The organism is Flammeovirgaceae bacterium SG7u.111, from assembly GCA_034044135.1.
GTDB lineage: Bacteria > Bacteroidota > Bacteroidia > Cytophagales > Flammeovirgaceae.
Genome location: CP139021.1, coordinates 1162158 through 1188592, shown reverse-complemented (window position 1 = coordinate 1188592; position 26435 = coordinate 1162158). Strand labels below are relative to the sequence as shown.

The 26435-nt window shown below is 47.9% G+C and carries 12 protein-coding genes, 3 tRNA genes and 1 pseudogene; 5 read left to right on the top strand and 11 right to left on the bottom strand.

Annotated elements, in window-relative coordinates; translation table 11 throughout:
* The first annotated feature begins 14 nt into the window (after positions 1-14).
* Positions 15-4292 (top strand): DUF6443 domain-containing protein, encoded by a 4278-nt coding sequence (locus tag R9C00_04720; protein ID WPO36746.1) that lies wholly within the window; start codon positions 15-17, stop codon positions 4290-4292.
* Position 4293: 1 nt separating this feature from the next.
* Complete coding sequence (locus R9C00_04715) at positions 4294-4845, top strand: hypothetical protein (GenBank protein WPO36745.1); 552 nt, start codon at positions 4294-4296, stop codon at positions 4843-4845.
* A 413-nt stretch (positions 4846-5258) separates the two neighbouring features.
* Here R9C00_04715 and R9C00_04710 read toward each other — a convergent pair.
* Positions 5259-6395: pseudogene (locus tag R9C00_04710) on the bottom strand (IS4 family transposase).
* A gap of 118 nt (positions 6396-6513) precedes the next feature.
* Positions 6514-6684 carry a hypothetical protein gene (locus tag R9C00_04705; GenBank protein WPO36744.1) on the bottom strand — a complete coding sequence of 57 codons (171 nt, stop codon included), beginning with the start codon at positions 6682-6684 and terminating at the stop codon, positions 6514-6516.
* Positions 6685-6758: 74 nt separating this feature from the next.
* On the opposite strand from R9C00_04705, the gene R9C00_04700 reads away from it, so the two are divergent.
* Both R9C00_04700 and R9C00_04695 read left to right on the top strand, forming a co-directional pair.
* Positions 6759-7766 (top strand): transposase, encoded by a 1008-nt coding sequence (locus tag R9C00_04700; GenBank protein WPO36743.1) that lies wholly within the window; start codon positions 6759-6761, stop codon positions 7764-7766.
* 60 nt (positions 7767-7826) lie between these two features.
* Positions 7827-8093 (top strand): transposase, encoded by a 267-nt coding sequence (locus R9C00_04695; protein ID WPO36742.1) that lies wholly within the window; start codon positions 7827-7829, stop codon positions 8091-8093.
* A gap of 99 nt (positions 8094-8192) precedes the next feature.
* Here R9C00_04695 and R9C00_04690 read toward each other — a convergent pair whose 3' ends face one another.
* The 9 genes from R9C00_04690 to R9C00_04650 form a co-directional block, all read right to left on the bottom strand.
* A complete protein-coding gene (locus tag R9C00_04690) occupies positions 8193-8636 on the bottom strand; it encodes a tetratricopeptide repeat protein (GenBank protein WPO36741.1) in 444 nt (147 codons plus the stop codon).
* On the bottom strand, positions 8636-15211 hold the full coding sequence (locus R9C00_04685; GenBank protein ID WPO36740.1) for a DUF6443 domain-containing protein: 6576 nt from the start codon (positions 15209-15211) through the stop codon (positions 8636-8638). Before R9C00_04685 ends, R9C00_04690 begins: the two co-directional genes overlap by 1 nt.
* Before the next feature lie 37 nt (positions 15212-15248).
* Complete coding sequence (locus R9C00_04680; protein WPO36739.1) at positions 15249-18518, bottom strand: hypothetical protein; 3270 nt, start codon at positions 18516-18518, stop codon at positions 15249-15251.
* A gap of 98 nt (positions 18519-18616) precedes the next feature.
* A complete protein-coding gene (locus R9C00_04675; protein ID WPO36738.1) occupies positions 18617-20668 on the bottom strand; it encodes a hypothetical protein in 2052 nt (683 codons plus the stop codon).
* A gap of 42 nt (positions 20669-20710) precedes the next feature.
* Positions 20711-22345, bottom strand: a complete 1635-nt coding sequence (locus tag R9C00_04670) for a fibronectin type III domain-containing protein (protein ID WPO36737.1) — start codon at positions 22343-22345, stop codon at positions 20711-20713.
* Between the two features lie 1148 nt (positions 22346-23493).
* Entirely contained in the window at positions 23494-24612 is a 1119-nt protein-coding gene (locus tag R9C00_04665; protein WPO36736.1) for a tyrosine-type recombinase/integrase, read from the bottom strand.
* 137 nt (positions 24613-24749) lie between these two features.
* A tRNA-Arg gene (locus tag R9C00_04660) sits at positions 24750-24823 on the bottom strand.
* Positions 24824-24888: 65 nt separating this feature from the next.
* Positions 24889-24963: transfer RNA gene (locus R9C00_04655), tRNA-Pro, on the bottom strand.
* Positions 24964-25014: 51 nt separating this feature from the next.
* A tRNA-Ser gene (locus R9C00_04650) sits at positions 25015-25099 on the bottom strand.
* A 290-nt stretch (positions 25100-25389) separates the two neighbouring features.
* Between R9C00_04650 and R9C00_04645 the strand changes: the two genes are divergently transcribed.
* Entirely contained in the window at positions 25390-26367 is a 978-nt protein-coding gene (locus R9C00_04645) for a VWA domain-containing protein (protein ID WPO36735.1), read from the top strand.
* Positions 26368-26435: the final 68 nt, after the last annotated feature.

Genomic DNA, 26435 nt, shown 5'->3' with positions numbered 1-26435 from the left:
CAAAACAAAAGACCATGAGACTAAAGATATATAGCCTATTCTTGCTGGTCCTCGGCTGGCTGGCGGCCCGGGACGCACAGGCCCAAACGGACAAGAACTACGTACGCACACACGTCTATAAGAAAGTAAACCTGTCTAGTGACCCGAACGGGCTATCGAAGGATCAGGTACAGACCAGCACCCAATACCTGGACGGGCTGGGCAGGCCTATCCAGAACGTGGTAAAAAAAGGGTCTCCCGAAGGCCTGGATATTGTCATCCCCATCGTATACGACCAGTTCGGGAGGGAGGCAAACTCCTACCTGCCCTATGTTTCGGGCACAGGCAGCGACGGTAGCTTCAAAACGGGCGCAGTATCGGCACAGCAGGCTTTTTATGGAGGCCTGTTCACAGGAGAGGGGACTTCTGCCTTCACCACACGGAGCTTCGAGGCCTCGCCGCTCAACCGGGTGCTGGACGAGACCGGGCCGGGCAAGAACTGGCACGACAACGACAAAAAGGTAAGCTACCTGCAAAAGACCAACCTCAAGACGGACGGCATCAGGATCTGGACGGTAGGCACGGCCGCCGGCGCCACGCCCTCCACAAGCGATACCTACGGAGACGGCGAGCTGTACGTCACAGAAATGACCGACGAGGAGGGGCATATATCTCGGGAATACACCGACAAACAGGGCAAGGTAGTCCTGAAAGAGGTACAGGATGGAAACGGCTTCCTGAAGACCTACTATGTCTACGACGATTATGGCAACCTGCGCTACGTGCTGCCCCCCAAAGCTATCGAAAAAATGGGAAGCTCCTACAGCGGCCACGCCAGCTTCGCCACCATCTTGGCGAACCTCTGCTTCAAATATACCTACGATGCCCGCAACCGGATGGTCGCCAAGCGGGTGCCCGGCACGGGCGGGGAGACGTACATGGTGTACGACAAGCTGGACAGGCTGGTGCTTGTCCAAGATGTCAAGCAGCGTACAAGGAACGAATGGCTCTTCACCAAGTACGACAGGTTCAGCCGCCCCGTGCTCACGGGAATCTATACAGAAAGCCCCGGCGTGGACGTGTACGCGTCCATGAAAGCGGTAGACCCTTCCAACTACGCAGTGGGGACGGTAGAATCGGACGAGGGGCTGCTGGAAGGGAAGGACATCGTCAGCGAGTGGCACGAGGGGCACCATACCTACCGGGCATCCAACAGCATCGCCCTGCTGCCGGGCTTCAAGGTGGACGGCGCGGCGCAGGCGTTCGTGGCGGACATCTCGTCTTCGGTGAACACGGGCGACAGGCAGCACGGCTATGCCGTACAAGCAGGGGACTTCCCCGCCGCGGCCGACCTCTACGTGCTCACCGCCAGCTACTACGACGACTACGACCTGGACAACGACGGCACGGCGGACGAAACGTATGCGGACGTTGGCGAGGCCAGCTTCATGCCGGAACAGGCGGTGACCTACGACGTGAAGGGGCTGCTGACCGCCACCAAGGTGAGGCAGCTGGGCGACGGGGACAACGGCTTTTTAAAGACCGTGACCTTCTACGACCAAAAAGGGAGGGTGGTGCAGACCCAAGGAAAGAACCACAACGGGGGGACGGACATCGTGACCAACCAATACGATTTTGTGGGAAAGGTGACCCATACCCATACGAGGCACTCCAACCCCAAGGCCGACAAAAAGGAAACGGTGGTGAAGAACTGGTTCTATTACGACCATGCCGATAGGCTGCTAGAAGTAAAACAAGCATTCGACCTACAGACGGAAACAGGGGCAGAGGTACTGGCGTCGAACACCTACAACGCCCTCGGGCAGCTGGAGGAAAAGGCGTTTGCCAAGGACGGGGCGCAGTCGCTACAGGCCATAGACTACCGATACAACATCCGGGGGTGGCTCACCAAGATCAACGACCTAGACGGGGTGGACGAAGACCGGCTCTTCGCCATGGAGCTGCAGTACGAGAACACCGGTGACGAAAAAGCCCAATACAACGGCAACATCGGCAGGGCGATCTGGAAGACCGACCTCGACGGGGTACAACGACAGTACAGCTATGCCTACGACGACCTGAACAGGCTGACCGGCGCGGACTACTCGGCAACGGGCAGGGCCTACGAGAACTTCGACGTGGTGGGCATCGGCTATGACGCCAACGGCAACATCGAGGGGCTGCAGCGCTATGGGCTGACCGACCTGGGCAGCGACCCCACACAAAATACCTATGGACGGGTGGACAACCTCAGCTATGAATACGAGTCGGGCGGGATCAGCAACAGGCTCACGGCGGTTACGGACGACGAGGGCTTGGCGGGGGACGCCCTGTTGGCGGACTTCAAGGACGGGAAGGCGAACGGCCAGAAGGCAACCTCGGGGGAATACGGCTACGACCAGAACGGCAACCTGACCTCCGACAAGAACAAGGGGATCGTCGATATCGACTACAACCACCTCAACCTGCCGGAGCTGATCGACTTTGGCTCGGGCAATACGATCCGATACCGCTACGACGCGGCGGGGGTCAAGCTCCAGAAAAAAGTGTACGAGGGTGGGAAGCTGGCAAAGACAACCGATTACCTGGGCGGCTTCCACTACGAAGAGGACACCTTGCGCTTTGTGCACACCGCCGAGGGAAGGGCGCTCTGGAAGACGGAGCACGACGGCCTCGACGACTTTGTGTACGAATACCACTACAAGGACCACCTGGGCAACCTGAGGATGAGCGTGAGGAAAGGCGACCCAGATGCCGTATATGAGGCAACCTCAGAGCTTGCCATGCAGGACTACGAGGAGGAGCAGCTGGGCTTCGAGAACATCAAGGTCACCCAGGACATGGAGCGGGCCAAAAATGGGCAGGTCTCCGCTTTGGTAAGAAATACATTGGGCTACCAACTGCCTGTGGGACCTTTCAAACAGTTTGAGGTGGGCAGGGGCGACAAGATCGCCGCAAGTGTGTTCGTGAGCTGCGAGGGCGACAACGGGGGGGCGGCCGCTACCCAGTCACCCATGAGCCCGGGGACTTCAATGGGAAATTCCTTCGTTCCGGAGGGCCAATCGGCACCCATAGGCCTGAGCTTTGGGGTAAGAGCCTTGGGCGACAACCCCACCACGAACGAGCCGGCGGCCTACATCACCGTGGAGCTCTACAACAGCGATGGCAGCCTGGTGGGCAAGGAGACACGATGGGTCAGCGGGATGTACGGCGGATGGTACAGGCTCAGCCCCTTGCAAGAGGTGGCAGTGGAACAGGACGGCTATGCAAAGGTATATGTGGCCAACGAGAGTGCGGCAAAGGTATGGTTCGACGACTTGCAGATCACCCACAAAAAGGGTATCATAGCACAGGAGAACCACTACTACCCCTTCGGCATGAACATGGCGGGGATAGAAAGACAAGGGATGCCAGATCATAAGTTCCAGTATAATGGAGGCGTAGAAAAGGAGGAAAATTTTGGTTTGAATTGGTATGAGACTGAATTTAGAAGCTATGATAACCAATTGGGAAGATGGCATCAAGTTGACCCTTTGGCAGAAGCCGAAACAAGCTGGACGCCATATAGATACGGTTTTAATAACCCTATACGACTTAACGATCCCACAGGCCTGTTAGAAGCAGCTGATATTCTAAAATTCATAGAAAAAGGCGGGCAGCTTCCAGATGGTTTTAAATGGACTTCCAATGATACAGGTGATAAGGATAAAAATAAGGGTGAAAACACATCGAATAATGGAACAGGGTGGTATACTGGTGTAATTAATTCTTTTGTAGATGCTTCTTGGTCTGAAACCAACCTAATAGATGGTGTTTTAGATGAAGCTAATTCTTACGAAAAATTGATAGGAACGGGTAAGCTTTTAATGAGGAAGGAAACTATTCCTATTTACAATGAATCAGGTGTAAAAATTGCCGCATTTCATTCGTATTCTAAATTGCCATACAAAGCTTTAAAATTAACATCAAAAGGATTACAAGCAATAGGACCCGCAACCGCAGTTATAGGTGCTGGTGTAGATATTTATAAATTTAAACAAGGTGAAATTTCAGGCAAACGTTTAACATACAAACTAGTCGGCAACGGTTTAGGTCTTTACGCTACATACGCTCTAACCGGTCCCGCTGGATTGGTAGTAGGGGGAGCATTTTATGTTGGTGAAATTATTTATGACATAAAAAAGGAACAACACAGAAGGTTTGAAATAATGTATAAGAACACTCCCGAATGGAATAAAGTAAAATCCGTTCAAGATACAAAACGTTTGTTAAATTGGAAAACATGGTTTTCAGGTCTTAATCTTAGCAATTAAAATGAGCATACAAAAAAGGTTCAGATATGATAAGGGAAAGAGAAAGAAATACGCAATTAACGTATTCTTACCTCCTTATCTTATTATGGTTTTCATAGGATGTCCTGCAGTCTTGATATATTTTAAGGAGACTGATGTGTTGGAAATACTTAATATGTACCTCTATTTATCCTTATACGTATTGGTGTTTTTTTCACTTCCTGGTTTCATCTTTTGGTACAACCACTATTCCTTTGCTAAGGATGTTGAGTTGGTAACAGATGGTGAAAGCTTTACCCTACACTCTCAAAATGAAAAAATAGTCTTTTTAAAGGATGACATTGAATATATAGATGTATTTCTATCACCAGTACTCTACGATAAGAGAATCAACTTTGTGTATTGGGGTAATTATTCATACATGACTTTAAGTTTGAAAAGTGGTCAAAAGTTATTCATTTCTTGCATGACACTTGATGAACCTAAAATATTCTCACCTCTAATAGCCAAAAGGCACAAAAAGCAATTTCCTTTATTGAGAAAAAAGGTGGGGTTAGCAGCAGGGAATAATTGACCCAACTACTCTTATGGTTTAAGCAAGGGAGTGCGTATAAATTTTTTTCATATTTCTTGTCTTGGTTTATAACCGCAAAGATGCGGTGGGAAGGAGTTGGAAGTAATTTGTAAAAGCAAGCCAAAAGGTGCAGGATGTATTTCCTGCACCTTTTTTTGTGACAGTCTTTGCAGGGGGCTTTTTCCTAAGGAAGTTGCCTTGTGTTAGGTAGGGAGGAGATTCCAACTTGCGTTGGAATGACGAGTTAGGGAGAAAGAACGTGTTGTTCTCCAACTGGTACGAGCGTCCGCTCAATGCTGTCAACTTAAGGTCATAACGCCCTTTTTTTATTGATGCTGAACTTTTGCCTCCACCGCTTCTTCTTCCTCTCGAAGCTCCTGTCCGGTTTTATGGCGACCTTGTGCCTGGATATCTTATTTTTTGAGCCTTTGTATCTCGGCGGCCCAGTCTTCCGGGGGCTTGGCCAACAGCCTCAGCACATCTCCCCTCAATAGGCCAGTGGCCGTTTTTCTGTTGACCTGATATCTGTACAGTCCGCCCTCTTTTTGCCCAAGCCCTTTGTCCGTATCGTCTATGATTATCCTTATCAGGTTGGCCGCCAGTATCGCCGCGTGGAAATCTTGCAGCACCCCTTCCTCTTTTTTGGAGGAGAAGTTCTCTATCTCCATACAGTCCTTCAGGTAGCCGAACATCGTCTCCACTCCCCACCTCAGCCCATACAGGCGGGACAGTTCCTTTCTTGCAAGGCCTAGGTCGGTCAATAGGTATTCATATCCGCCGGTCTTCAGCCTTATCCTCACGATACGTACCTCTAGGGGCTCCTTATAATCGCTCGACACCTTGCCGCCCCTCTTCTTGCCATAATATGTCGGCGGCGACAGCACTATCCGCCCGTCCACCTGCCCGGATCCTGCAAAGGCCTTGACGCCTTTGTTGAAGTCCTTCTTGCAGCGGATGACAAAATGCCCGCCGCCCGCCCTGATGTGGGAGCACAGGTCGAACGAGGGGTAGCCCCGGTCCAGCAGGTAGATATAAGGCTTGTCTATCGACAGCCCGTCGTGCTGTTCCCTGAACAGTTTTCCCTCCCCGTTTTCCAAGGGCGAGAGGCGGGCGGAGAGCACCTGGTGGTTGAGCACGTCATAGATAACCGACGCCCTTGCCATGGCCATGCCCTCGCCGTGGTTGTTCTTCCATGCGCCGAAACGCTCCTTTAGCTCCTTGCTATCGGGCAGCTGGAACAAGCTGCCGTCTACGGCCAACAACAGGTAATTGTCCCCATAGGCCTCCACAAGGGGGCTTTTGTAGAACCTGCCGATGTGCCCCGAGTTGAGCTCCAGGAAGGCCGTGTGCGCCAGCTTCAGCCGTGCGGCGGAGAACGCCTGCCTGGAGGCGTCCTTATGGCGGCCAAGGGCGGAAAAGAAACCGGCGACCTCCAGCCCGATACTTTTTACTACCCTGTTGATCAACATGAGCACGATGTCCTCAAAACCAAACACCCTGTCCCTCGTAAAACTGGTAGCCTCCGGCGTGTGCCTCCTTTGGAAAGATGTATCGGTGAGCGAGCTGCTGAGCCCCGAAAAAAAGCAGAGATATCCATGTCCATTCTTTTAGAATGAATATATGCATTTTTTCTTAAGTTGACAGCATTGAGCGTCCGCTCCGACCACCTTAGATTTGTGCAGTTGTATTATTCGAAGGATTGTGTTTAATTGGAAAACCTTGATTTCCTTTTGGCCAAGGGGGGCATGGGCGACTCAACTCCGACCATGAATAAGATTCATCCCACTGCTGGATGCCCGTGTCCCCTCCCGTGCCCAGGCCTGTATAAGAGTTTGTCACCGTTAAGGTAGTTAGGCTACGCACCGGGTCCCTGGCCTCTAGGTTTTTTGTCCAACATAAAAATACGGATAACCATGGAATTTAAAAACTTTATCGGCATCGACATCAGCAAAGACACCATCGACCTGGCCCTCCTGACCAGCCACGGCGAGCTCATCGACCTCAAATGGGACAACGACGGGAAAGCCCTGGGCAAAGGGCTCAAGTCCCTGTTCAGGGAGCACGGGCTAGGCAAAGAAGACACCTTGCTATGTGCCGAGCACACAGGACAGTTCGGCAACAAGCTGATGGAAGTGTCCCTGGACCTGGGGCTTTGCCTCTGGATGGAATCACCTTATTCCATCTCCCGCTCGCAGGGAATGACAAGGGGAAAGGACGACAAGGTGGATGCCGAGAGGATCGCCGGCTATGCCAAGCGGTTCGCCGACAAGGCAAGATTGGTAAAGCCTACACCCAAGACTATCAACAAGTTAAAGCTGCTATCCGCCGAACGGGACCTTGCCATGCGCGACCTCTCAAAGTACAGGGGACAGTTGAAACAAGAAGAAGGGTTCATCGACAAGGAATATTTCAAGGAAAAAGAAAAAAGGGTGGAGAAGCTCATCGCCGCCTATAAAAAAACGGTCGATGAGATAGAGGAACAGATAGCCCAGTTGATAGAGGATGATCCGGACATCAAGGACAGTTTCGACAAGATCGTCTCCGTGGAGGGCGTGGGAAAGCAGACGGCCATCGCCACGATAGTGGCCACGGAAAACTTCCAGAAATTTGACGACCCCAAGAAGTTTGCCTGCCACATCGGCTGCGCCCCGTTCAGGTATGTGTCGGGCAGCAGCATCCGCTCACGCAACAAGGTCTCGCAAAAAGCCAACAAGGGCCTGAAGAAAATATACCACATGGCCGCCCTCTCCACCTTGAGGACAAAGGGGGACCTGCGGAAATATTACGACCGCAAAGTGGAGGAGGGCAAGCACAAGATGTCCGTCATAAACGCCATCCGATCAAAGCTCGTACACCGTATCTTTGCGGTCATCAAACAAGACAGGAAATATGAAAAAAATTATACGCATCCCCTTGTTTAAACCATAAGAGTAGTTGGGGGACACTCGCGCTAGACGTAATTTTATAATTTAAAGCTTAAATTGACAGCATTGAGCATCCGCTCACGCAACAAGGTCTCGCAAAAAGCCAACAAGGGCCTGAAGAAAATATTCCACATGGCGGCACTCTCCACACTGAGGACGGATGGAGAGCTTCGGAAATATTATGACCGCAAAGTGGAAGAGGGCAAGCACAAGATGTCCGTCATAAACGCCATCCGGTCAAAGCTCGTACACCGCATCTTCGCGGTCATAAACCAAAATCGAAAATATGAAAAAATTTATACCCATCCCCTTGCTAAACCATAAGAGTAGTGGGGAACCATCTTCTCCAGCAGACGCTGACCCAAGGATGCTTGAAACATTGATATGCTTGGGCAAGTAGTTTGGCATTTTAAAATAAATGCCTTATTTAACTTTAAAACCATTCTTCTGCGCCAATTCTTTAATAATGCCTTTATAGTTAATGGCATAGCCTTGTTCCAAATCAGTTAGTAACTCTTCTAAAGTTATTTTGTATCTCTCCGCAGGATATTTATCAAGATATCGCCCCAACTCTTCAATAGCTTTATCATATTCTTCCAATTTCACATATGATAAGTACAAACCTAAAGAAGCTAATTCAGACTTTGGATTTAACTCAGTAGCCTTTTTAAAGTTTAGCATAGCATTGTGTGTAGCACCTTTGTCATTATAAACACCTGCAAGAAGCGTGAATACTCCACTAATTTTAGGATGATTTGGGTATGTTTTGATAATTTCTTCAAAAGAAGAAATAGCTTTTTGTAAATCTCCTTGATTTCGAATCGAGATTGCTTCTCGAAATAGTTCTTCTATTGATGTAGTTTTCATTAGTCTAAATCATCTAGCGAATCAATATTTTTCAGATCATTATCTAGTCTTTGCTGACTCTTTTTCGTACTCTGAATCTTATTCTGTTTTTGTCCTTTTTTTTGTTTTTTCAGATGTTGTTGCGCTCCTTCGATCCCTTCTAACTGTTCTTGACTCTTTTCTAGTGAGTTACGCTCCAGTCCTTGATTCTTAGTATTTTCTTTGGTTGAACCACCCTTTTTTCCTTTAGAATAAACCCTCCCATTATTATTGGCAAGGTTATTAATACCGTTCATTGCAGTATTAGTACCATGTGCAGTTATTCCAAGGCCCGCTACTGCAACCCCAGTACCTGCTGCTGCACCTACGACCGTTTCAGAGGTAACAACAGCCACGGTAGCTCCTCCTACTGTCATGTTACTTCCTATCACCATTTCAGCAGCACCCTGGGCTACACTTATCAAATCTCCTGTGGTTTGACCGACTTGCATTGCATAAGAAGTCGGTTCCATTCTATCTACTCCGGAAACCTCAAGCCCAGGCATTGATATTGTGGTATTATTCGAAGCCCATGCATTGCCCACACCTGCACCAAAATCACGTACTGTTTCAGCTACAGCAACGACCGCATTTCCTGCATCTTTCACAAATTCCCAGACACCATCTCCAGGGCCTTCACCATTTTTATCTACTAACCTGATTGGGTCGTTTGCCGCATAAATATACTGACCAAAATCAACGTAAATTTCAGCCTTGGGATCAACTGAATGAAAGCGTCCCAACTGGCCGTCATAAAATCTCGCCCCATAGTCCGCCCAGTGCAGCCCGAACTCTACCTGTTTCTCCTTGCCGTTATACTGGAAGAGGTGGTCAGGTATCCCTTGCCTTTCTATCCCCGCCATGTTCATACCGAAGGGGTAGTAGTGGTTTTCCTGTGCTATGATACCCTTTTTGTGCGTAATCTCCAAGTCGTCGAACCACACTTTTGTCTTGCTCTCGTTTGCTACATATACTTTTACATAACCGTCTTGTTTTACGGTCACCTCGCTTAAGGGGCTAAGCTTGTACCATCCGCCACCACCCATGTCATGTACCCAGCGAGTCTTGGTTTCCAATAGTTCCCCGTCCTTGTTATAAAGCTCTATGGTGATGTATGCTGCGGGCTCGTCGTTTCCATTATCGTTGTTCCCCAAGGAGCTTATCCCGAAGCCAAGGCTTATCGGGCTACTGCTCCCGTCCGGTACAAAATTGTTTTCCATGGTCGTCCCGATAGGGAAGGTAGATTGGTGGTCGTTTTGGTCAGCGCTATACAAATACCTCACAAACACGCTGGCATCGATCGCATCACCTTTGCCCACCTCAAACTGCTTGTACGGACCAACAGGAATGGTGTAGTTCTCCCAGTTGCCCACCAACGCCGAGACCGAACCATTTTTCGCCACTTCCGTGTTCTGGGTGAGCTTGATGTTCTCAAAGCCAAGCTGCTCTTCCTCGTAGTCCTGCATGTCCAGCTCGGAGGTTGCAAGGTATTCAGCTTCTTCACCGCCCTTCCTTACGCTCATCCGTAGGTTACCGAGGTGGTCTTTGTAATGGTATTCGTACACAAAGTCTTGTGTAAGGTCATGGTGCTCCGCTTTCCAGAGCGCCCTTCCCTCCGCGGTATGTACAAAGCGCAGGGTATCCTCTTCGTAGTGGAAGCCGCCCAAGTAATCGGTCACCTTCGCCAATACGCCTTCTTCGTATACCTTTTTCTGTAGTTTTACGCCTGTTGCATTGTAACGGTAAGCAATTTGGTTGCCCGAACCAAAATCGATTAGCTCTGGCAGGTTCAGGTGGTTGTACTCAATATTTATGATACCCTTGTTGTCGTCGAAGATTAGGTTTCCGTTCATATCATACCTATACTCATCCGAAAGGGCTTTTTTCGAGTCATCCTTCCCATCCTTAAAGTCGGCGAGGAGGGCATTGCCTGCCAGTCCCGCACCGTCGCTCACAGCGGTGAGCCTATTGCTTACCTGTCCCTCGTCGTATTGGTAGGTCAAGTTGTCCACCAGCCCATAGGTATGCTGCTCGGGGGTAGCACCCAAATCGGTCAGGCCATATCGCTGGAGGGTCTTGATATTTCCATTTGCATCGTAGCTGATATTTTGTACGTTAAAGTCCTCGTTCGCCCTGCCCGCATAGGTAGCAGATTTTAGGCGGTTGAGATCGTCGTAGACATAACTGTATTGGCGCTGTACCTCGTCGAGGTCCGTTTTCCATTTAATCCTCCCGATATTGCCGTTGTACTGAGCGTTGGCATCCGCATTATCGTACATCAGCTCCATGGCGAAGAGCTTGCTCTCACTCACATTGTTCAGGTCGTTGATCTTGGTCAGCCAGCCACGGATGTTGTATTGATAGTCTACCGTCTGCAAGGCAGGTGTACCAGGCTCGCCAGCCAATTCGCTGTGCTCTTTGGTCACGAGCTGCCCCAAGGCATTGTAGGTATTTTCCGATAAGGTCTCGGCTTCCGCCTCCATTTGCAGGTCAAATGCTTGGCGGGTCTTGAGTAATCTATTGGCATGGTCGTAATCGAACCAGTTCTTTACGATGGTGGCGGGTTTATCTTCAGACTCGGGGTTGGCATGGCGGGTGTGCGATTTAGTCACATTGCCTATAAAGTCAATTTCATTGGTCACGATGTCCGTCCCACCTTTGTGGTTTTCAGCTTGGGTCTGTACTACTCTTCCTTTTCTGTCGTAGAAGGTCACGGTCTTCAAGAAGCCGTTGTCCCCCTCACCCAATTGCCTTACCTCGGTGGCGGTCAGCAGCCCTTTCACCCTATCGGTCACTGCCTGTTCTGCCATAAAGCCTGCCTCGTTTACATTGACATATGCCTCCTCTGGCGTGCCGTCGTTGTCTAGGTCATAGTCGTCGTAATAGTTAATGGTAAGGATGTAGAGGTCTTCTGCCGGTGGAAAGTCATCTTGCGGTATCTCATAACCACGTTGCTCGTTTTCCGGCGTGACCGTCCCTGTCAGCTCGGCGGTGAATGCTTGAGAAGGGTCGCTCAACGTAAAGCCTGGCAGTAACTCTATCTCTTTTGTGGCCAAGTAGGTACTTTCTCCGTTGTGGGTTTCCCTCTTCACGTTGCTCCCTTCTACTTGATCGGGGTTATTCGTTGCCCGTACGGATTGCACTGCATAATCCGTAGGGTTAATTACCTCTATCTCTGCCAGCACCTCTTCTTTTGTCAAGGAAGAAGTGTATATCCCCGTCATCACCGGGCGGCTAAAGATGTCGTACTTGGTAAAAAACCACTCTTGCTCGCCATCTTCGTTCGGCTGCCTCTGCTCGGCATCTTGGGTGAGTACCAGCCTATCTAACCTATCGTAGACCATATAGGTTTCTCCCTCTGTGCCGGGCACTTTCTTTGCCACCATCCTTTTGCGGGCATCGTAGGTGTACTTGAAGCAGAGCTCGTCCAGTATGGTGTCAAAGTTGTCATGGCCGCTAAAGTCGTCGCCCATCTCCTCCATTGCTTTTGGGGGGAGTACATAGCGGAGGTTGCCATAGTCGTCGTAGACGTAGTAGGTGCTAAGGAAGTCGTTTTCATCTTGTACCTTTTTTAGTACGACCATTCCTTGTTTGTCTTTGTATTCCAAAGACTTGTGGTTTTCCTCGTCGGTTGTTTCCGATACGAAGAGCTGGCCGTCTTCATAGGTATCGCTGGTCGTAGGGAGATCATTTGCTCCTGTTCCTACCGTCCAAATCCTTATGCCATCTGTTTTTAGGTTGGTCTTGGAGAGCATGGAAACTTTCTTGCCCAAGTCATGCCAGCTTTTTCCAGGCCCTGTTTCGTCGAGTACCCTACTGAGGGGCGAGGCTTCAAAACTCCTGATCGAGAAGGCGGCATCTCCCTGCTCTGATCCATAAAGGGTGTTGTAGAATGTTCTTTGAGTTTCAAGTGGGTCTTCTTGATAGCCCCCGTCGTTTCCGTTCTCAAATGGCAGATAGGTCACCGCTTCCCTGCCAAATTCGTCGTAAACAACTGGTTGGACCATGTCATTACCGCGAGGGGTCATCTGTTTCTGCACTGTTTGGATAGGCCTGCCAAGCCCGTCCATATATTGGGTGCTGGTCTGCACCTGATATTTATCTGTCGAGGTCTCCCCACCGCTGGATGCATAGTCCAATATCTCCTCCTCGGTCAGCCCAGGTATTTGGGCAACGCTCGTGCGGATATAGTTGGGGTCAAAGTTCCATTCACCCAAGGTGATACCCACACTGGCGGTATTGTTGCCCTCGTTGGTCTCGGGGACATTGTCGTCTGCATCGGCCCTGACGATGAGGTGGTAGTTGCCCACAAAAGAAGCGGGGACAAACAAGGTCTTGGAAAGGTCAGATGAACTGCTAGCTCCCAATTTGCCTATGGAAGTAGCCCCTAAATATTGGTCGCCCGTATCCCAAGTAGTGTTGGCCGAAATATAATATTTGACCGTAGAAAAAAGAATAAGTTCAGACTGGGAATTGTCCAGGTCGAAAGAAACGGTCAGGTCGTGCCCCTCGCTCCCGTTGTAGGCGACCGTAGGAGATGAGACCGAAAGGTCGAAAGAAGGCAGTACAATACCCATTGGACTTGATGCCAAGGTGTTGTTGCCTTCGTTGGTCTCGCCAATGTCGTCATCCTCGTCTACTGCCAAGATGATGTATGCATTGCCATAGACATAGCCTGTTGGCAACTCGAGCCCTTCGAACGTATAGTCGACCGTACTGTTCCCGTCCATCTTCAGGTTGGTGGTCCCCAACAAATCTGCCCCGGCCAAGGAATTGTTGTCCGAGATAAAGAGGGAGACAGGTACTTGGGCAATATCTGCCCCTCTCAGGTTTTGGACCTTCACCGGGACATCAAAGCTACTGCCCAGGTCGACAGAGGCGGGCGCGCCGACCTCTGCCGGGAAAAAATCCGGCACCACTATGGGCAAGGCGAGGGTGGCTATGTTGTCTTCCTCGTTCGGCTCGGGGATCATATTGTCCGGGTCGACAATCACGTGCAGGTACCACGTGCCGTCTGCCGTCGCAAAGTCGAGCGGAAGATAGGTGGTGTGGGTCTGGAACCAGTCGTGGTCGTCCTCGTCTTCTGGATCGGACGGATCGATCCTGGCCCCATAAAGAGAGTCCAGGTAGATCCTGTTGGGATCGTGGGGGTCAGTGGTCCGGGAAAGGTATGCCTTTACGTAGTACCTTGTCACGCAGGTACCAGAGGAATATATCCATCCCCAAAGATCCACTAGCTCGCCAGGGTAATACGGCTTTGTCTCCTTGTCAGGGTCGAGGTAGTCCGCCACCACCCGCTCGATCCGCAGGTTGATACAAGATTGTCTTTTTTGGACGGTTATAGGATGGCTTGTAAGTTCTCTATAAGAAGGGTAACCGCTGTGCATGATTTTAAAATGGTAGATACCTTCATCCTCGCTAGCGAATGTTTTTTCGTATATCCTTTCATTACTGACCAAGATGCCATCTTTGTACCATTCATAACTGCACTCAGATATTGAGGAGTCTATATCAGTAGATAAAACCATGATTTCGCCAACTGAAAACTGTAGCGAATCATCATTGACAATAAGAGAGTCTTGAGGCCAAAAAGTTGAGGTTATATTATCTTCATGCCTGATTAGGTCTTCAAAACTAAAATTATTGTGGTGTACGTATAATGCAAGTGAAGACTGGGTAGGCCCTATTTTGGGTAAACCTGAAAATAAATTATACGAAAGTCTAAGATATGTTAGATTAGGAAGCCTGAAAACAGAATCTGGAATCTCGCCTTCAAATTTATTTTCATCAATATAAACTATATCTAGGCTGTTCATTGATGCTAATAAGTCAAAAACATGTCCCTTGAAATTATTCTCTCTTAAATAAAGGTAACTTAAAAATGATAATTGGTTAAATGAGCTTGGCAGCTCACCAGATAATGAATTGGAAGAGAGATCCAATAAGTACATATTGTTCAGTGAGCATAAAGAACTAGGGATATTGCCATTTAGATTATTGCCTCCTAAATCTAATAAACCTATACTTGATAAGGATCCTATATCTTCTGGGATATTGCCAGATAAGTTATTACCACCTAAATCCAAGATATACAATAGACTAAGTTTAGTAATAGCGCTAGGAATGAACCCAGTCAAATTATTACCACTCAAATCTAAATATGTTAGCCCCGTAAGGTTACCTATAGAAGATGGTATTGTATCGGTCAAAAGATTACCTCCCAGATTAAGCTTTTTTAATGAGTCTAAATTTCCAATACTTGCAGGGATTTTACCTTCTAATCCTCTACCACCTAATTGTAACTCTGTTACCCTTCCATTTTCCGTATAAACACCTATCCAAGCATTTTCGACTAACCTTGTTGTATCCCAAGGGTTTGTCCAGTTTTGTCCACCGGTGTTATAATAAAGGTCCATCAAAGCCTGACGTTCTTCATCGGGTATTTGAGCATAAGTCTTTTCCTTCGGCGCGGCTACCAAAAGCAGCAATAGGGCGAGCAAGAGCTTTGCATGGGCATGCCTCACCCATGGCAACATTTTATTTTTTACCTTTTCCATTTGTTTATCCGTTTAGTATTTTTGTCAGTGTAGCCTGTTAGTCGTTGGAGTAATGGTATTCGTTCACGCCCAAGATGTTCCCGTCCTGGTCCCTGGTGAGCTTGAGCCTGCCAAAGTCGTCGTACTCATAGTAGGTGGTGTACCCGTTCTGGTCGGTCTGGGAGGTCATGCCCACCAAGGGCTTGTAGGTATAGATCGTTACCATATAGTCAGGATTATTGATATATGTCTGTAACTGACTTTTCAAAAATGCCACATCTGTATCTATATCGGTCTTGGCATCGCTGTTGCTAAACTGCCTGGCAGCGATTGCGACCCGGATAGAGCTGATAAGTGGATCATCGTCAGATAGGTTGACGATCTTCGCTACTGGATAGGTTTGGTCATATCCCCATATGTAGGTAGTGGGGATGTCCCCCAACCGTTGGGTCTCTGTCACATTGCCTTCTTCCTCATCGTAGGTTATGTCCATTTGGACAGGATCGGCGTTCGCCGTTGCATAGCTCAATGTCTTGGTCGGAAGTACATGCCCGCTCAAGTTCTCAAAGTAGGTTTCGGATTTTGAGAGAGGGGTCTCTTGCCCGCCTATAAGCTTTTTTGTCTCGGTCTTCAGCACCTGGCTGTGCATATGGTTCGTGCGGAGCTGGTCGCTCCCAAACTCCGTTCCCGCGAAGTCCGCGGCATATTTGTTCTCTGTGATGTATTCTTCCCCTTTGCTATTGGTCGTGATGGTCTTTGTTATTTGGCTGTGTTCTGGGTTCTCATAAAAGAACTGGGACTTGTTTGTGATAAACTCCTGCGAATCTTGGGAATAGGTATATTGAGTAGATTCATCAAGGTGCAGCCAACGGGAATAGATGGGGAATGTCTCAAATAAATAGGTGCTGGCATGGTAATCAGTATTATCGTAAGGTCTTCCAAACCTTGTTCCGGTCCAAGTTCTTCCAATTTTTATACCCCACATGGTGTGTGAGTTCAGTGGTTCGTCGAAGCCGGTGTTGTAGTCGTTCGTCTCAATAGCAACCGTGCTGTTATCGGACTTCATGGTCAGTTTTTTGAGTGACAGTCCCCTCAACCAATCCATGCTTGTCGCAGGAGGGAATGGGTAATACCTCGCTCCTTGGTCTGGCATAAAGCTATAACTGTGGACAGTCTTTCCCTGATCGGAATTCCCTATACTTTTTATCGTTACTTTTCTATAGACCACATGGCTGCCACCTGTTCCTAATGCGGATTGGTTTTGACTATGTCTAACAAAAGAGGTGCAATAAGCCTCAAGTCCGCCTCCCGCTTGTTGAGACCCAATGATTTGATATCTATTTTGTTGGTAGTCATACCGGGGATTGTTCAAGAGCTCTAGGCTGTCGTATTCGTAGGTCTTGGTCATGCTGGGAGAAAGTCCGTTCCCATCGTAAAAGGTCATGCTTTTTATTCTAAGTCCTCCAATGTAGTCCGTTACGGTCTCTTCTTCCTGAGTGTAGCCGGTAATGTTTACAGTGACCCTGTCATATTGATAGCAACAAGCTTCTAGCTCAAGTTTGTATGATTTACCTTCTTCAAAATAAAAAGTATACTCTCCATCTTCATAATAAGTAATGGTATTATCAGGATTTCCTATCTCGGTTAAGTGTGCCTTTGGTCTTTCTTCATAACCTCCCTCATCATCTTCATATTTGTGGTCAACCAATACTTTGACCTGTACCGCTTGACTTTCCCCGGAAAAGTTATTTATGTTATAGGTTTTAGAAGTAACTGGTTCATCATCTGCATTTATTTCAAGAAAAGCCCCAAATAAAATATAAAAAGGGGTTGTGACAAGTTCTTCGTGTTGTCCTTGGTGTGGTTCATAGTCAAATGTGGTAAAGCCCCCAGTTGGATACTTCATTTTTATCAGGCTTCCCCCATACAAAGTGGCAGGATTTGTTTCCCTGTCTGCCCCTTCCTCTAGGTAATACAGGCCATATCCGGACATTGCTGGGACGAGGCTTGAGTTTGAGGTAGCCCCGTTGAAATACCCCCATTTGTCTTGGGCATATGAATTTCTTGCTGTTATTTGACTTTCATCGTACGTGAACTCATAGGGAGGTAGCTCTACACTGTTTGAGGTTTCTGTTACCGATTCCAGTTTTAGCCGCAAGTTTTGCGCTGGGTTGGGTGAAGTGCCCCGGTTTGCGTTGAAATAATCGTATTTTAGCTCAAAATTTTTAAACTCGTTGTCCTGATTGTCTTTCACTACTATGGAGTTTAGCTTCATGGAAGTCGGAAAGTCTGTCCTATCGTTTGTCGCATTAAATTCCACATAACCATCTGTAAACACGATCCTGCTCAACTTCTTTGCATCGGGTATTTCTACCGTACTCAAGCTTTCACTTTCAGATTCAAACCCGAGGGGGCATGGTGTAGCAGTGGAGCTAGAAGCTATCCAGGGATGAACAAAGGTAATGTCACTTCTAGTATGAGAAACAAACGACTCCACCTGTTCCCCATATTCTTGTTGCTGGTATTCAAATGTGATGATATCCTTGTTGTCGGCAGAAACAATTTTTTCCAAAAACCACGAAGAGATGTAATCGGGGGGATCCTGCTCTTGGGTTATTTGTACGCTATTGGTCTCGGTATAACCGTTACCCCCAAAGTAGTATTTATCTCCATTGGCCGTAGTCACCACAAATTTTGAAATCGTCCCTATTGGTCCAACATCATAAGTCGCGTCTATTTTTATTTTTTGGTAGGGGATCGTATATGCTTCTCCAGTCGAGGGGTCTATAAAAAAGTTTCCAGAGGCACCACTGGCATTGATATAAAACATATCAGGTTCACCGTCTTTCTCCCCTCTGCTAAACTTATCTATCAAGTCAAGGTCATTTTCAAAATCAAACCCATTTGCTCCTTGAGGGGAAGTTAATGTCTGGCGCATGTATTCTACATCGTCATACACATCAAAATACCCATTTTCTATTTCATCTGGCTTGCCCCGCATCACCCTAGAGATCATTCCTCCAGCATTAAGTGCCCAACCAGCACCTACCCAGCCCGGAAGTTCACCTACCTTCATTCCCGAAGAGTGGTAGTTGAGAGAAATGGGTACACTGAGGCTTCCCTCTTGTACGGTGTATATAGGCACACCTATTTGTGCTGTTCCTGTATAGTTGGCTACTGGTATATCAACAAACTTTCCTAAGGACGCAGCAGTAGGTGAAGGGGGAATGGATACCGTATGTGGAGCAGACTCTTGCCCATATGAAACGGTATGCCAAACCGATAACAGGATTATGATTAGTACTGGTTTTAATAATGAATGTCTCATTAGATATATGCTTTTATCAAATAAAGAATTGTCAATAGTTTGTTACACTATGTTTTAATATTTTGACTTATTGCGTTTTTATCAAAAATCACATGATCTTAAATCTTAAGTCCCATCCGGATGTCCCATTTTTCCCTGTGGAGAGGCGTGGGGCTGTCCCAGCCTAGTTTCCTCAGGGCAGTGATGTTGATAGCCGCCTTGTTACCTATGGGGAAGTTGAGCCCGCCACCAAGCAGGAGTGCCATGTGCCATTGCCTGTCAACAGGCTTTCCATTTGCGTCCAGCCCCGAATTGAGGGCTTCTCCCTCGAAATGGATGTGGGGCAGGGCATATTTGGGCAAGACCCTCGTAAATGCCCTTGCCCCGTATATCGCCTCGTCCCTTCCCGAATTGCTATCTTTGGCATAGCGGAAGACCGGACCTGCCGCCGCGTTCCACCATTTTTTTATATTGTAGGAGAAGGCGGGCGAGAGGTCTACCTGCATTAGCTCCCCCAATGATAACCCGAGGTTCCCCTCCAGGTCGTACAGGTCGAACCCGTTCTTGACAGGTGTCGGTGCCCTCGTCCCGGGTATCGGCTTGTCCTCGAAGGGCAGTTTTTTGCCCAGCCCTGTCCGGAATACCCAGGGGCTTCCATGTGTCCTTGTCGGCCCGCTATAGGTCAAGTCTCTTAGCACCGTCAAGCTTACGTTCCCCACAAGAGGCAGCTCGGCGGAATATCCCGCCCCGAACAGTACCGAGGAGACCAGCTCCCTTTTTCCTAGGGAGTCTAGCGCCCCTATGCCTTCGTATTCCAGTTGTACATAAGGTGCTTTTTTCCTTGGCTGGAAGCGGGCGTATACCCTGCCCCCATAGTCCAGTTTCGAGAAGTCCCAACCTTGTTCGAGCATATCTTGGCCCATCTGTACGCTTGGCCCTATGCCCAAGGTGAACATGCTGTCGAGCTTGATATTGAAGACAGGGGAGATATCGATCCTTGCCGGGTCACCGGGGATAATGCTGATATTGCCCTCCAGCCCTAGTTTTTTGAGGATAGGGGCGACCATCATCATCCCCGGAGTGAAAGGCTTTTCCTTCATCCCGTCTATCCAGCCCCCTTGGTCTCCCGGGCTTCCAAGACTTGCCTCTATGCCCATCCTGAACACCCAAGGGCTTTCTGTGCCCGGTGCCGCGCCCATGTCCCTGAGCACGGAAGCGTTGAGCGAGGCAAGTTCCCCAATAGGGAACTTATATCCCCCGCCAAGCAGCCAAGTATGCCCAAAGCTGCCCGCCCCGAGGCTGTCCGAACTGGACATCCCCTCCAGCTCCACCTGTGCATAGGGCAGCCAGCTTACTGGCGACAGCCTGCCGAATACCCTGTATCCGTAATTTATTTCCTCTTTTTCTTTTTGTGTCTCCCCGTCCTTTTCCTTGGTCGCCAAGTAAGAAAAGTTTGCGCCGATACCTATGCTGGAGAACCTGTTGGGCTCGTAGGCAATCATGGGCGAGAGCCTCAGCGAACTGTTTTCTTTGTCCGGGCTGAGGGAAAAGTCCCCGCCGAAGGCCAGCCGTTCCTTAAATGTCCTCGCGTCCCTTGCGGTGTCCATTTTCTGGAAACTGGGCTTCAGGGAAGACAAAAAGGAAGAGAACGGTTTTCCCACGCCTTGCTTCCTGCCGAGCCCTCCCGCAAGGGAGACCCCGAAGTTCCAGTCGCCCAAGGTTATTTTTTCCGGTTCTTTATCAGAAAAGAAATCCCTTGAGAGCAACAGCCTGAACTGTTTTCCCTTTCGCATCTGCATGGAATAGCCGATGCCCACGGTGCCAGAATGTATCCAGTCTTTTTTGCCCAGGCTGTCGGGTTGCAAAGATGCTTTGTACCCCACTTGCAGCCATGGCAGCTTTTCGTGGAACAACAGGTCGCCATAGAGCCTGCCGCCGATGTCCCATCCCGAGTTGTTACCCTTGCTTTCTGCCTGCTGTCTATAGCCCGCTAGGATACCCGTGCCAAACCTGAATGTCTTGTTTGGCAAGTATTCCAGCGAGGGCGACAGTACAAGACTGGAAGGCACAGAGCTAGAGAACCCGAACCCGCCACCCCAGCCCCACTTTGAGGCAAGGCTGTCCTGCGCATTTGCCCAGAAGGGAAGGGCGAGCGCCAATGTGATGGCCATGAGCGATATATATGTTGTTTTGGTCAAGACGTGATTTAATCTTTATTCTACAGAATACACCTCGAGTCCGGCGATGCCTGCGCTGGCCCCTGACGTGGCCACCTGTAGCTGCCCGCCGGTGACCTCCACCTGCCAAGGGCCTAGCCTCGACCAGCCCTTCTCAGGCTGGCTGAAGTCGTCCTCGACCAGTTGGCCGTTGATCGTGATGTCTAGTACCTTGGTCCCGGATTCCCATTCCACAAGGTAGAGGTATACCTCATAGGTGCCGTTGGGCACGCTGGTGAGGGTCACGGACGCGCCGTCCCCGGCGACCGCCCTGTCGATTAGCTCTCTCTCCGCCGGGTCTGTCGGCGCGTCGTCCCACGGTATCCAGTTGAGGTTGTACTCCGCGCCCGTGTACGCCACGTTGTCCGCATACCCTGGGTCGAAGGTGTTGCCACCTATCGTCACCGAGCCGCCACCGCCGAGGTTGATCCCCCTGTAGAAGGATGCGACGGGCGCAGGGTCGGTCGTCTCGGTCACCTGGGGGTTCTCCTCAGACTCGTTGCCCGCTTCGTCGTGCGCCTTGACCGTGAAGATATACTCCGTATCTGGTGACAAGCCCACCACGGTATGAGCGGTAGAGGTGCCGGGGATGCCGTCCTCCGTCCATGAGGAGCCCCCTCCCGCTATGTCGATGCTGTACGAGGTGACGCCCACGTTGTCCGTGGAGGCGCCCCACTGGAGCGATACGCTGGTAGAGGTCGTCCCCGTTGCGTCCACCGTCAGGAATGTGGGAGCACTGGGGTCTGTCGTATCGCCCCCGCCACCTGTCGTGCCCGAGTGCACCTCGAGTCCTGCGATTCCTGCGCTGGCCCCTGACGTGGCGACCTGTATCTGCCCGCCGGTGACCTCCACCTGCCAAGGGCCTAGCCTCGACCAGCCCTTCTCAGGCTGGCTGAAGTCGTCCTCGACCAGCTGGCCGTTGATCGTGATGTCTAGTACCTTGGTCCCGGATTCCCATTCCACAAGGTAGAGGTATACCTCATAGGTGCCGTTGGGCACGCTGGTGAGGGTCACGGACGCGCCGTCCCCGGCGACCGCCCTGTCGATTAGCTCTCTCTCCGCCGGGTCTGTCGGCGCGTCGTCCCACGGTATCCAGTTGAGGTTGTACTCCGCGCCCGTGTACGCCACGTTGTCCGCATACCCTGGGTCGAAGGTGTTGCCACCTATCGTCACCGAGCCGCCACCGCCGAGGTTGATCCCCCTGTAGAAGGATGCGACGGGCGCAGGGTCGGTCGTCTCGGTCACCTGGGGGTTCTCCTCAGACTCGTTGCCCGCTTCGTCGTGCGCCTTGACCGTGAAGATATACTCCGTATCTGGTGACAAGCCCACCACGGTATGAGCGGTAGAGGTGCCGGGGATGCCGTCCTCCGTCCATGAGGAGCCCCCTCCCGCTATGTCGATGCTGTACGAGGTGACGCCCACGTTGTCCGTGGAGGCGCCCCACTGGAGCGATACGCTGGTAGAGGTCTTGGTCGCCACGGCGAATTCCGAGGGCGCGGAGGGGGGGGTTATGTCTATGATCACGTCGGTCTTTTCTTCAACCAAGATGTTCCCGTTGTTGGTTATATTGATTTTTGTCCCGTTGACCAATGGGTCGTTTTTCTTTAGAAGAACTTTCCCGTAGACTGTCAACAATGAACTGTTTATTGTTAGGATCCCAGGAAAGTTATTATAGTCTCCCAAGGTGATTGTCCCACATGTGATATTGAGGCCTGGGGCGATCGTGACATTGTACCCTGATATGGACACGTTGTCTTGTCCTTGTGGGTAACTTGTCGCGGCAGGGCCGTTTACTGTCTCAGACCATGTGCTGGGCTCTGACCAGCCCCCATCTTTTATGGCATAATAGGCCTTGGGCGAAGATTGGGCATAGGATGCATTTGCAGCCAAAAATAGCCCTAGGAACATCGGTATCAGTTTCCTTAGTTGCATCTTGGTTTGTATTGAAGTTTGTTGTTTGTTTAAATAGGACATAGGTCTCCTGTCTTGCCAAAAGCAAGTGTTGTTGTTTTTGTTTATGCAGTATTTTTAGATTAGGTGTCTATAATAAAGATCCCAAGGGTATTTCCATTAGTGTCGGTAAGTATTTAGTCGGTGATAGGTCGATTTGGACGAGGGGGACTCTTGGGTAGTAGTTATAAAAAGTCATATTTATTATTGTTTGCTATGAGTGTTGTTTGCTAGTACAACGCAATAATAACCTGCAATTGCATCAAAAAAAACTTGTTGGTAAGCCGGGTTTTGGCAATTTGAATATGTGGCGGGATATCTTACATATGTGATATTTATCGTATTTTACTTTGTTTTAATTTGGGCTAGGCCACTTTTTTGGTTGTTGAGGGGGAGCGCCCATGAAATATCACTAAAAATGGTGGTGCAAGGTATGTGGTATGGTATCAAGGTGAATAATTCAAATATTAATAAAGTACTATTTATTCTTGTAAAAATTATTTTATTTTTTTTAATGGCATAATTTTAGTTTGTTATGATGTTTTCCATTTTTGGTTCAAATAGGACTTGACTTAGGTTTGGGAATCCAAAATTAGTTTTTATGGGCAAAAATACTTGAGTTCATTTTTGCCCATAAAAAAACGCACTAGCTACCTGCCGTGCGTTTCCAGTAATAGTTAAACTAAAAATTATATATTTTTAGTTGCTCAAATATAACTTAATGGTTACAAAAAAGGATGCCTTTGTCTTGAAAGCTTCTTTGGGTTAAAAATTAACCCTAAAATATTGATAAGTCACTGACCTTTCATGATCCCAAACCGGTAAAGTGATTAAGCATAGGATTTTTTCAAGTGAATTTCTTCAGTTTCTCTTAACACCCTTTCTGGCATCACCCTTGCATACCAGCACTGGGTTGTTTTGATATCTTTATGTCCTAACATTAGTGAGACTGATTCGATTGAGTACCCCATATCAAGCCATCTCATTCCAGCAGTCTTGCGGGCAACATGGGTTGTAAGCCTTTTGTCAATGCTCAGTATCATAGCGATCTCTTTCAATATGCGATTGTAATAAGCATTACAAAAAACTTTGAGGCCTTGAGGGTATTTTGCGAGAATCTCGATCGCTTTTTTTTCTAAAGGAATAAAGTAATGTACTTCTGATTTTTGCCTATAATCTAAAATACAGGCTTTCCCTTGTATTTTTGTAATTACTTTGTCCTTTTGAAACTTATATAACCCTTCATATGACAGCCCAGTGTGGAATTGAAAGATAAATGTATCAAGAACAGTATTTAGATTTCGGGAAGCAAATTTAGCACTCTCTATAATTTTAATTTCTTCAGTGTTGAGAAAAACTATCTTCCCTGGATCAAAACCAAAATAAAAATCTTCTAGTCCATTCATTGATATTATTTTCTTTCTCTTTGCATATTTTAGAATATGTTTTACGAATTGGACTTGTTTTAGTGAATGGTTTCTAGAAAACCCTTTTTTAGACATGCACCATTCCATATAAGAATATCCCCAATCTTCGTCGATATCTTTAATAGGTGTAATTGAATCAAATAAGATTAGGTTATTCAATTTTGCCTTATTTGCCCTGTAGGTACCTACAGAAATGTTAGGGTTGATACCTTTTTGCGCAAGTAATTGCTCACCTATTTCTACAAGGGTAGTAGGTATATTTCCTTTTTTCCAAGTATGCTTAACTAAATCTACTTGGTGATTTGCTGTTGCCGACGCTTCTAGCAATTCGGATTTTATTTTTTCCAGTTTTAGACCCAATCCATTTTGGTATCGATTGATCCATTTGTTTTTTGTTGTAGTGATGCCAGTTGTAAAATCGGTTGAGCGTACACCATTAATTGTAACCCTTGCATAAATAATTCCATGTTCTTTTTTTGAACTCGAATTCCTAAATCTAAAGCTGATACTTGTATGAGTCATCTTTGTAGTTAGTTTGTTTCCTACAAATAGACGGTAGACAATTCAAAAAGGAGGGGGATATTTAGAAATGTTAAAACATAAAAAAACCCATAACTCGAATGTGCTATGGGTTGTGTTGTGCTGTTATTCAATGTTTGTGATCCTGCCAGGACTCGAACCTGGAACCTACTGCTTAGAAGGCAGTTGCTCTATCCAGTTGAGCTACAAGACCCTCCACACTTAGTGAAAAGTGTATTAAAAGAAAGAGAGTTAAAAGCGTGCTTTTAACTCTCTATGTCGGGGTGGCAGGATTCGAACCTGCGACCCCCTGCTCCCAAAGCAGGTACGCTAACCGGACTGCGCCACACCCCGAACGTGTGTTTCAATTAAAAGAACTTTTGGTTTTGTTACGCCAAACCTTTGCGGAGAGTGTGGGATTCGAACCCACGCGACAGTTTCCCGTCGACAGTTTAGCAAACTGCTCCTTTAACCACTCAGGCAACTCTCCTGTGCCTATTTTGATTACCCTTCCTGCGAAAAGTGATGCAAATATAAAGGCATTAATCCCTATAATCCAAACCTAATTTCGCTAAAATGTTAAATAAAGATAAAAAAATTAGCTAACTATATTGGGAGTCAATACTTTGCAATTCAAAAAAAAAATCAACTTAGTTTTAATCCACCTCTTTGTATATTTTTGTTTGGTATAGCAAAGGTCATTTTTGTACTTGATCTATATTTTTATACTAAAAAAAGGTAGAAAGACTTTTGACACAATAGTTATAGCTCTGAAAATTTATGGATTTTGTTTTTTATAGAAATATCGGATTTATAGACGTCGCACTTATTGCTTTATTTGTTCTCCTCTACGCTGTGTTTATTATCAGGACTTACAGAGTGGCAAGAAAGGTGAAAAGCAGAGCGGGAGGTTTACTATCCAAACTTATCATCCGCAGCTTGTATTTTTTCTTAATGATATTTTGCCTTTTGGGTCCTTCTATAGGCGAATCGAGAAAAGAGGTAAAGACCATTGGAAAGGATATTTATGTATTGATGGACCTTTCGCTTTCTATGGATGCCGATGACGTACAGCCTTCTCGCTTAGAGAAAGCCAAATTTGAATTGAAGAATTTGGTAAATGCGTTTAGCTCGGACAGAGTAGGTCTGATCATATTTTCTTCCGATGCCTTTTTGCAATGTCCGCTTACCTACGATCAAAACGCCCTGATGGTCTTCATAGAAACCATGAACACTGGTTTGGTTTCTTCTTCGGGCACAGACTTCTCCCCTGCCCTTGACATTGCCCTCAAAAAACATATCAAATCAGATGAGGAATCAGTTACCCAACAGCAATCTAAAATTGTGATCTTGGTAAGTGATGGGGAAGACTTTGGTGATGAAACTATCTCCATTGCCAAAGAGATAAAAGAGAAAGGCATCCGACTTTTTGCCTTGGGTATTGGGACCAAAAAAGGAAGTAAAATACCCCAAGGGTATCGGTTTAAGCGCAATAAGGAAGGAGAAGACGTTGTTACAACCTTGAACGACGCATCCCTTAAAAAACTTACTTCTCTTACAGGGGGAAAGTATTTTGAGGTTAGCGATAAGAAAAATGATGTCCCAAAAATGATTGCCGCCATCGACGATATAGAGGGGGAATTCCGTAATGCCAGGCAGGTAGATGCTTCGGCAAACAGGTATTACTATTTCCTAATCGCGGCACTGGTGCTGATTGTATTAGACCTGCTCATCACTGTTAAAATTGTTAAAATCTAGCCGATCCGACGGCTTGCTTGGTTATCTTAAGAGCGTGTTTAAAAATTTGATCTAATCATCAACAAAGT

Excerpts from the sequence above, each read along its gene's own strand:
- R9C00_04720 (WPO36746.1), top strand. The coding sequence starts at position 15 with ATGAGACTAAAGATATATAGCCTATTCTTGCTGGTCCTCGGCTGGCTG.
- R9C00_04715 (WPO36745.1), top strand. The coding sequence starts at position 4,294 with ATGAGCATACAAAAAAGGTTCAGATATGATAAGGGAAAGAGAAAGAAA.
- R9C00_04700 (WPO36743.1), top strand. The coding sequence starts at position 6,759 with ATGGAATTTAAAAACTTTATCGGCATCGACATCAGCAAAGACACCATC.
- R9C00_04690 (WPO36741.1), bottom strand. The coding sequence starts at position 8,636 with ATGAAAACTACATCAATAGAAGAACTATTTCGAGAAGCAATCTCGATT.
- R9C00_04685 (WPO36740.1), bottom strand. The coding sequence starts at position 15,211 with ATGGAAAAGGTAAAAAATAAAATGTTGCCATGGGTGAGGCATGCCCAT.
- R9C00_04680 (WPO36739.1), bottom strand. The coding sequence starts at position 18,518 with ATGAGACATTCATTATTAAAACCAGTACTAATCATAATCCTGTTATCG.
- R9C00_04675 (WPO36738.1), bottom strand. The coding sequence starts at position 20,668 with ATGGCCATCACATTGGCGCTCGCCCTTCCCTTCTGGGCAAATGCGCAG.
- R9C00_04665 (WPO36736.1), bottom strand. The coding sequence starts at position 24,612 with ATGACTCATACAAGTATCAGCTTTAGATTTAGGAATTCGAGTTCAAAA.
- R9C00_04645 (WPO36735.1), top strand. The coding sequence starts at position 25,390 with ATGGATTTTGTTTTTTATAGAAATATCGGATTTATAGACGTCGCACTT.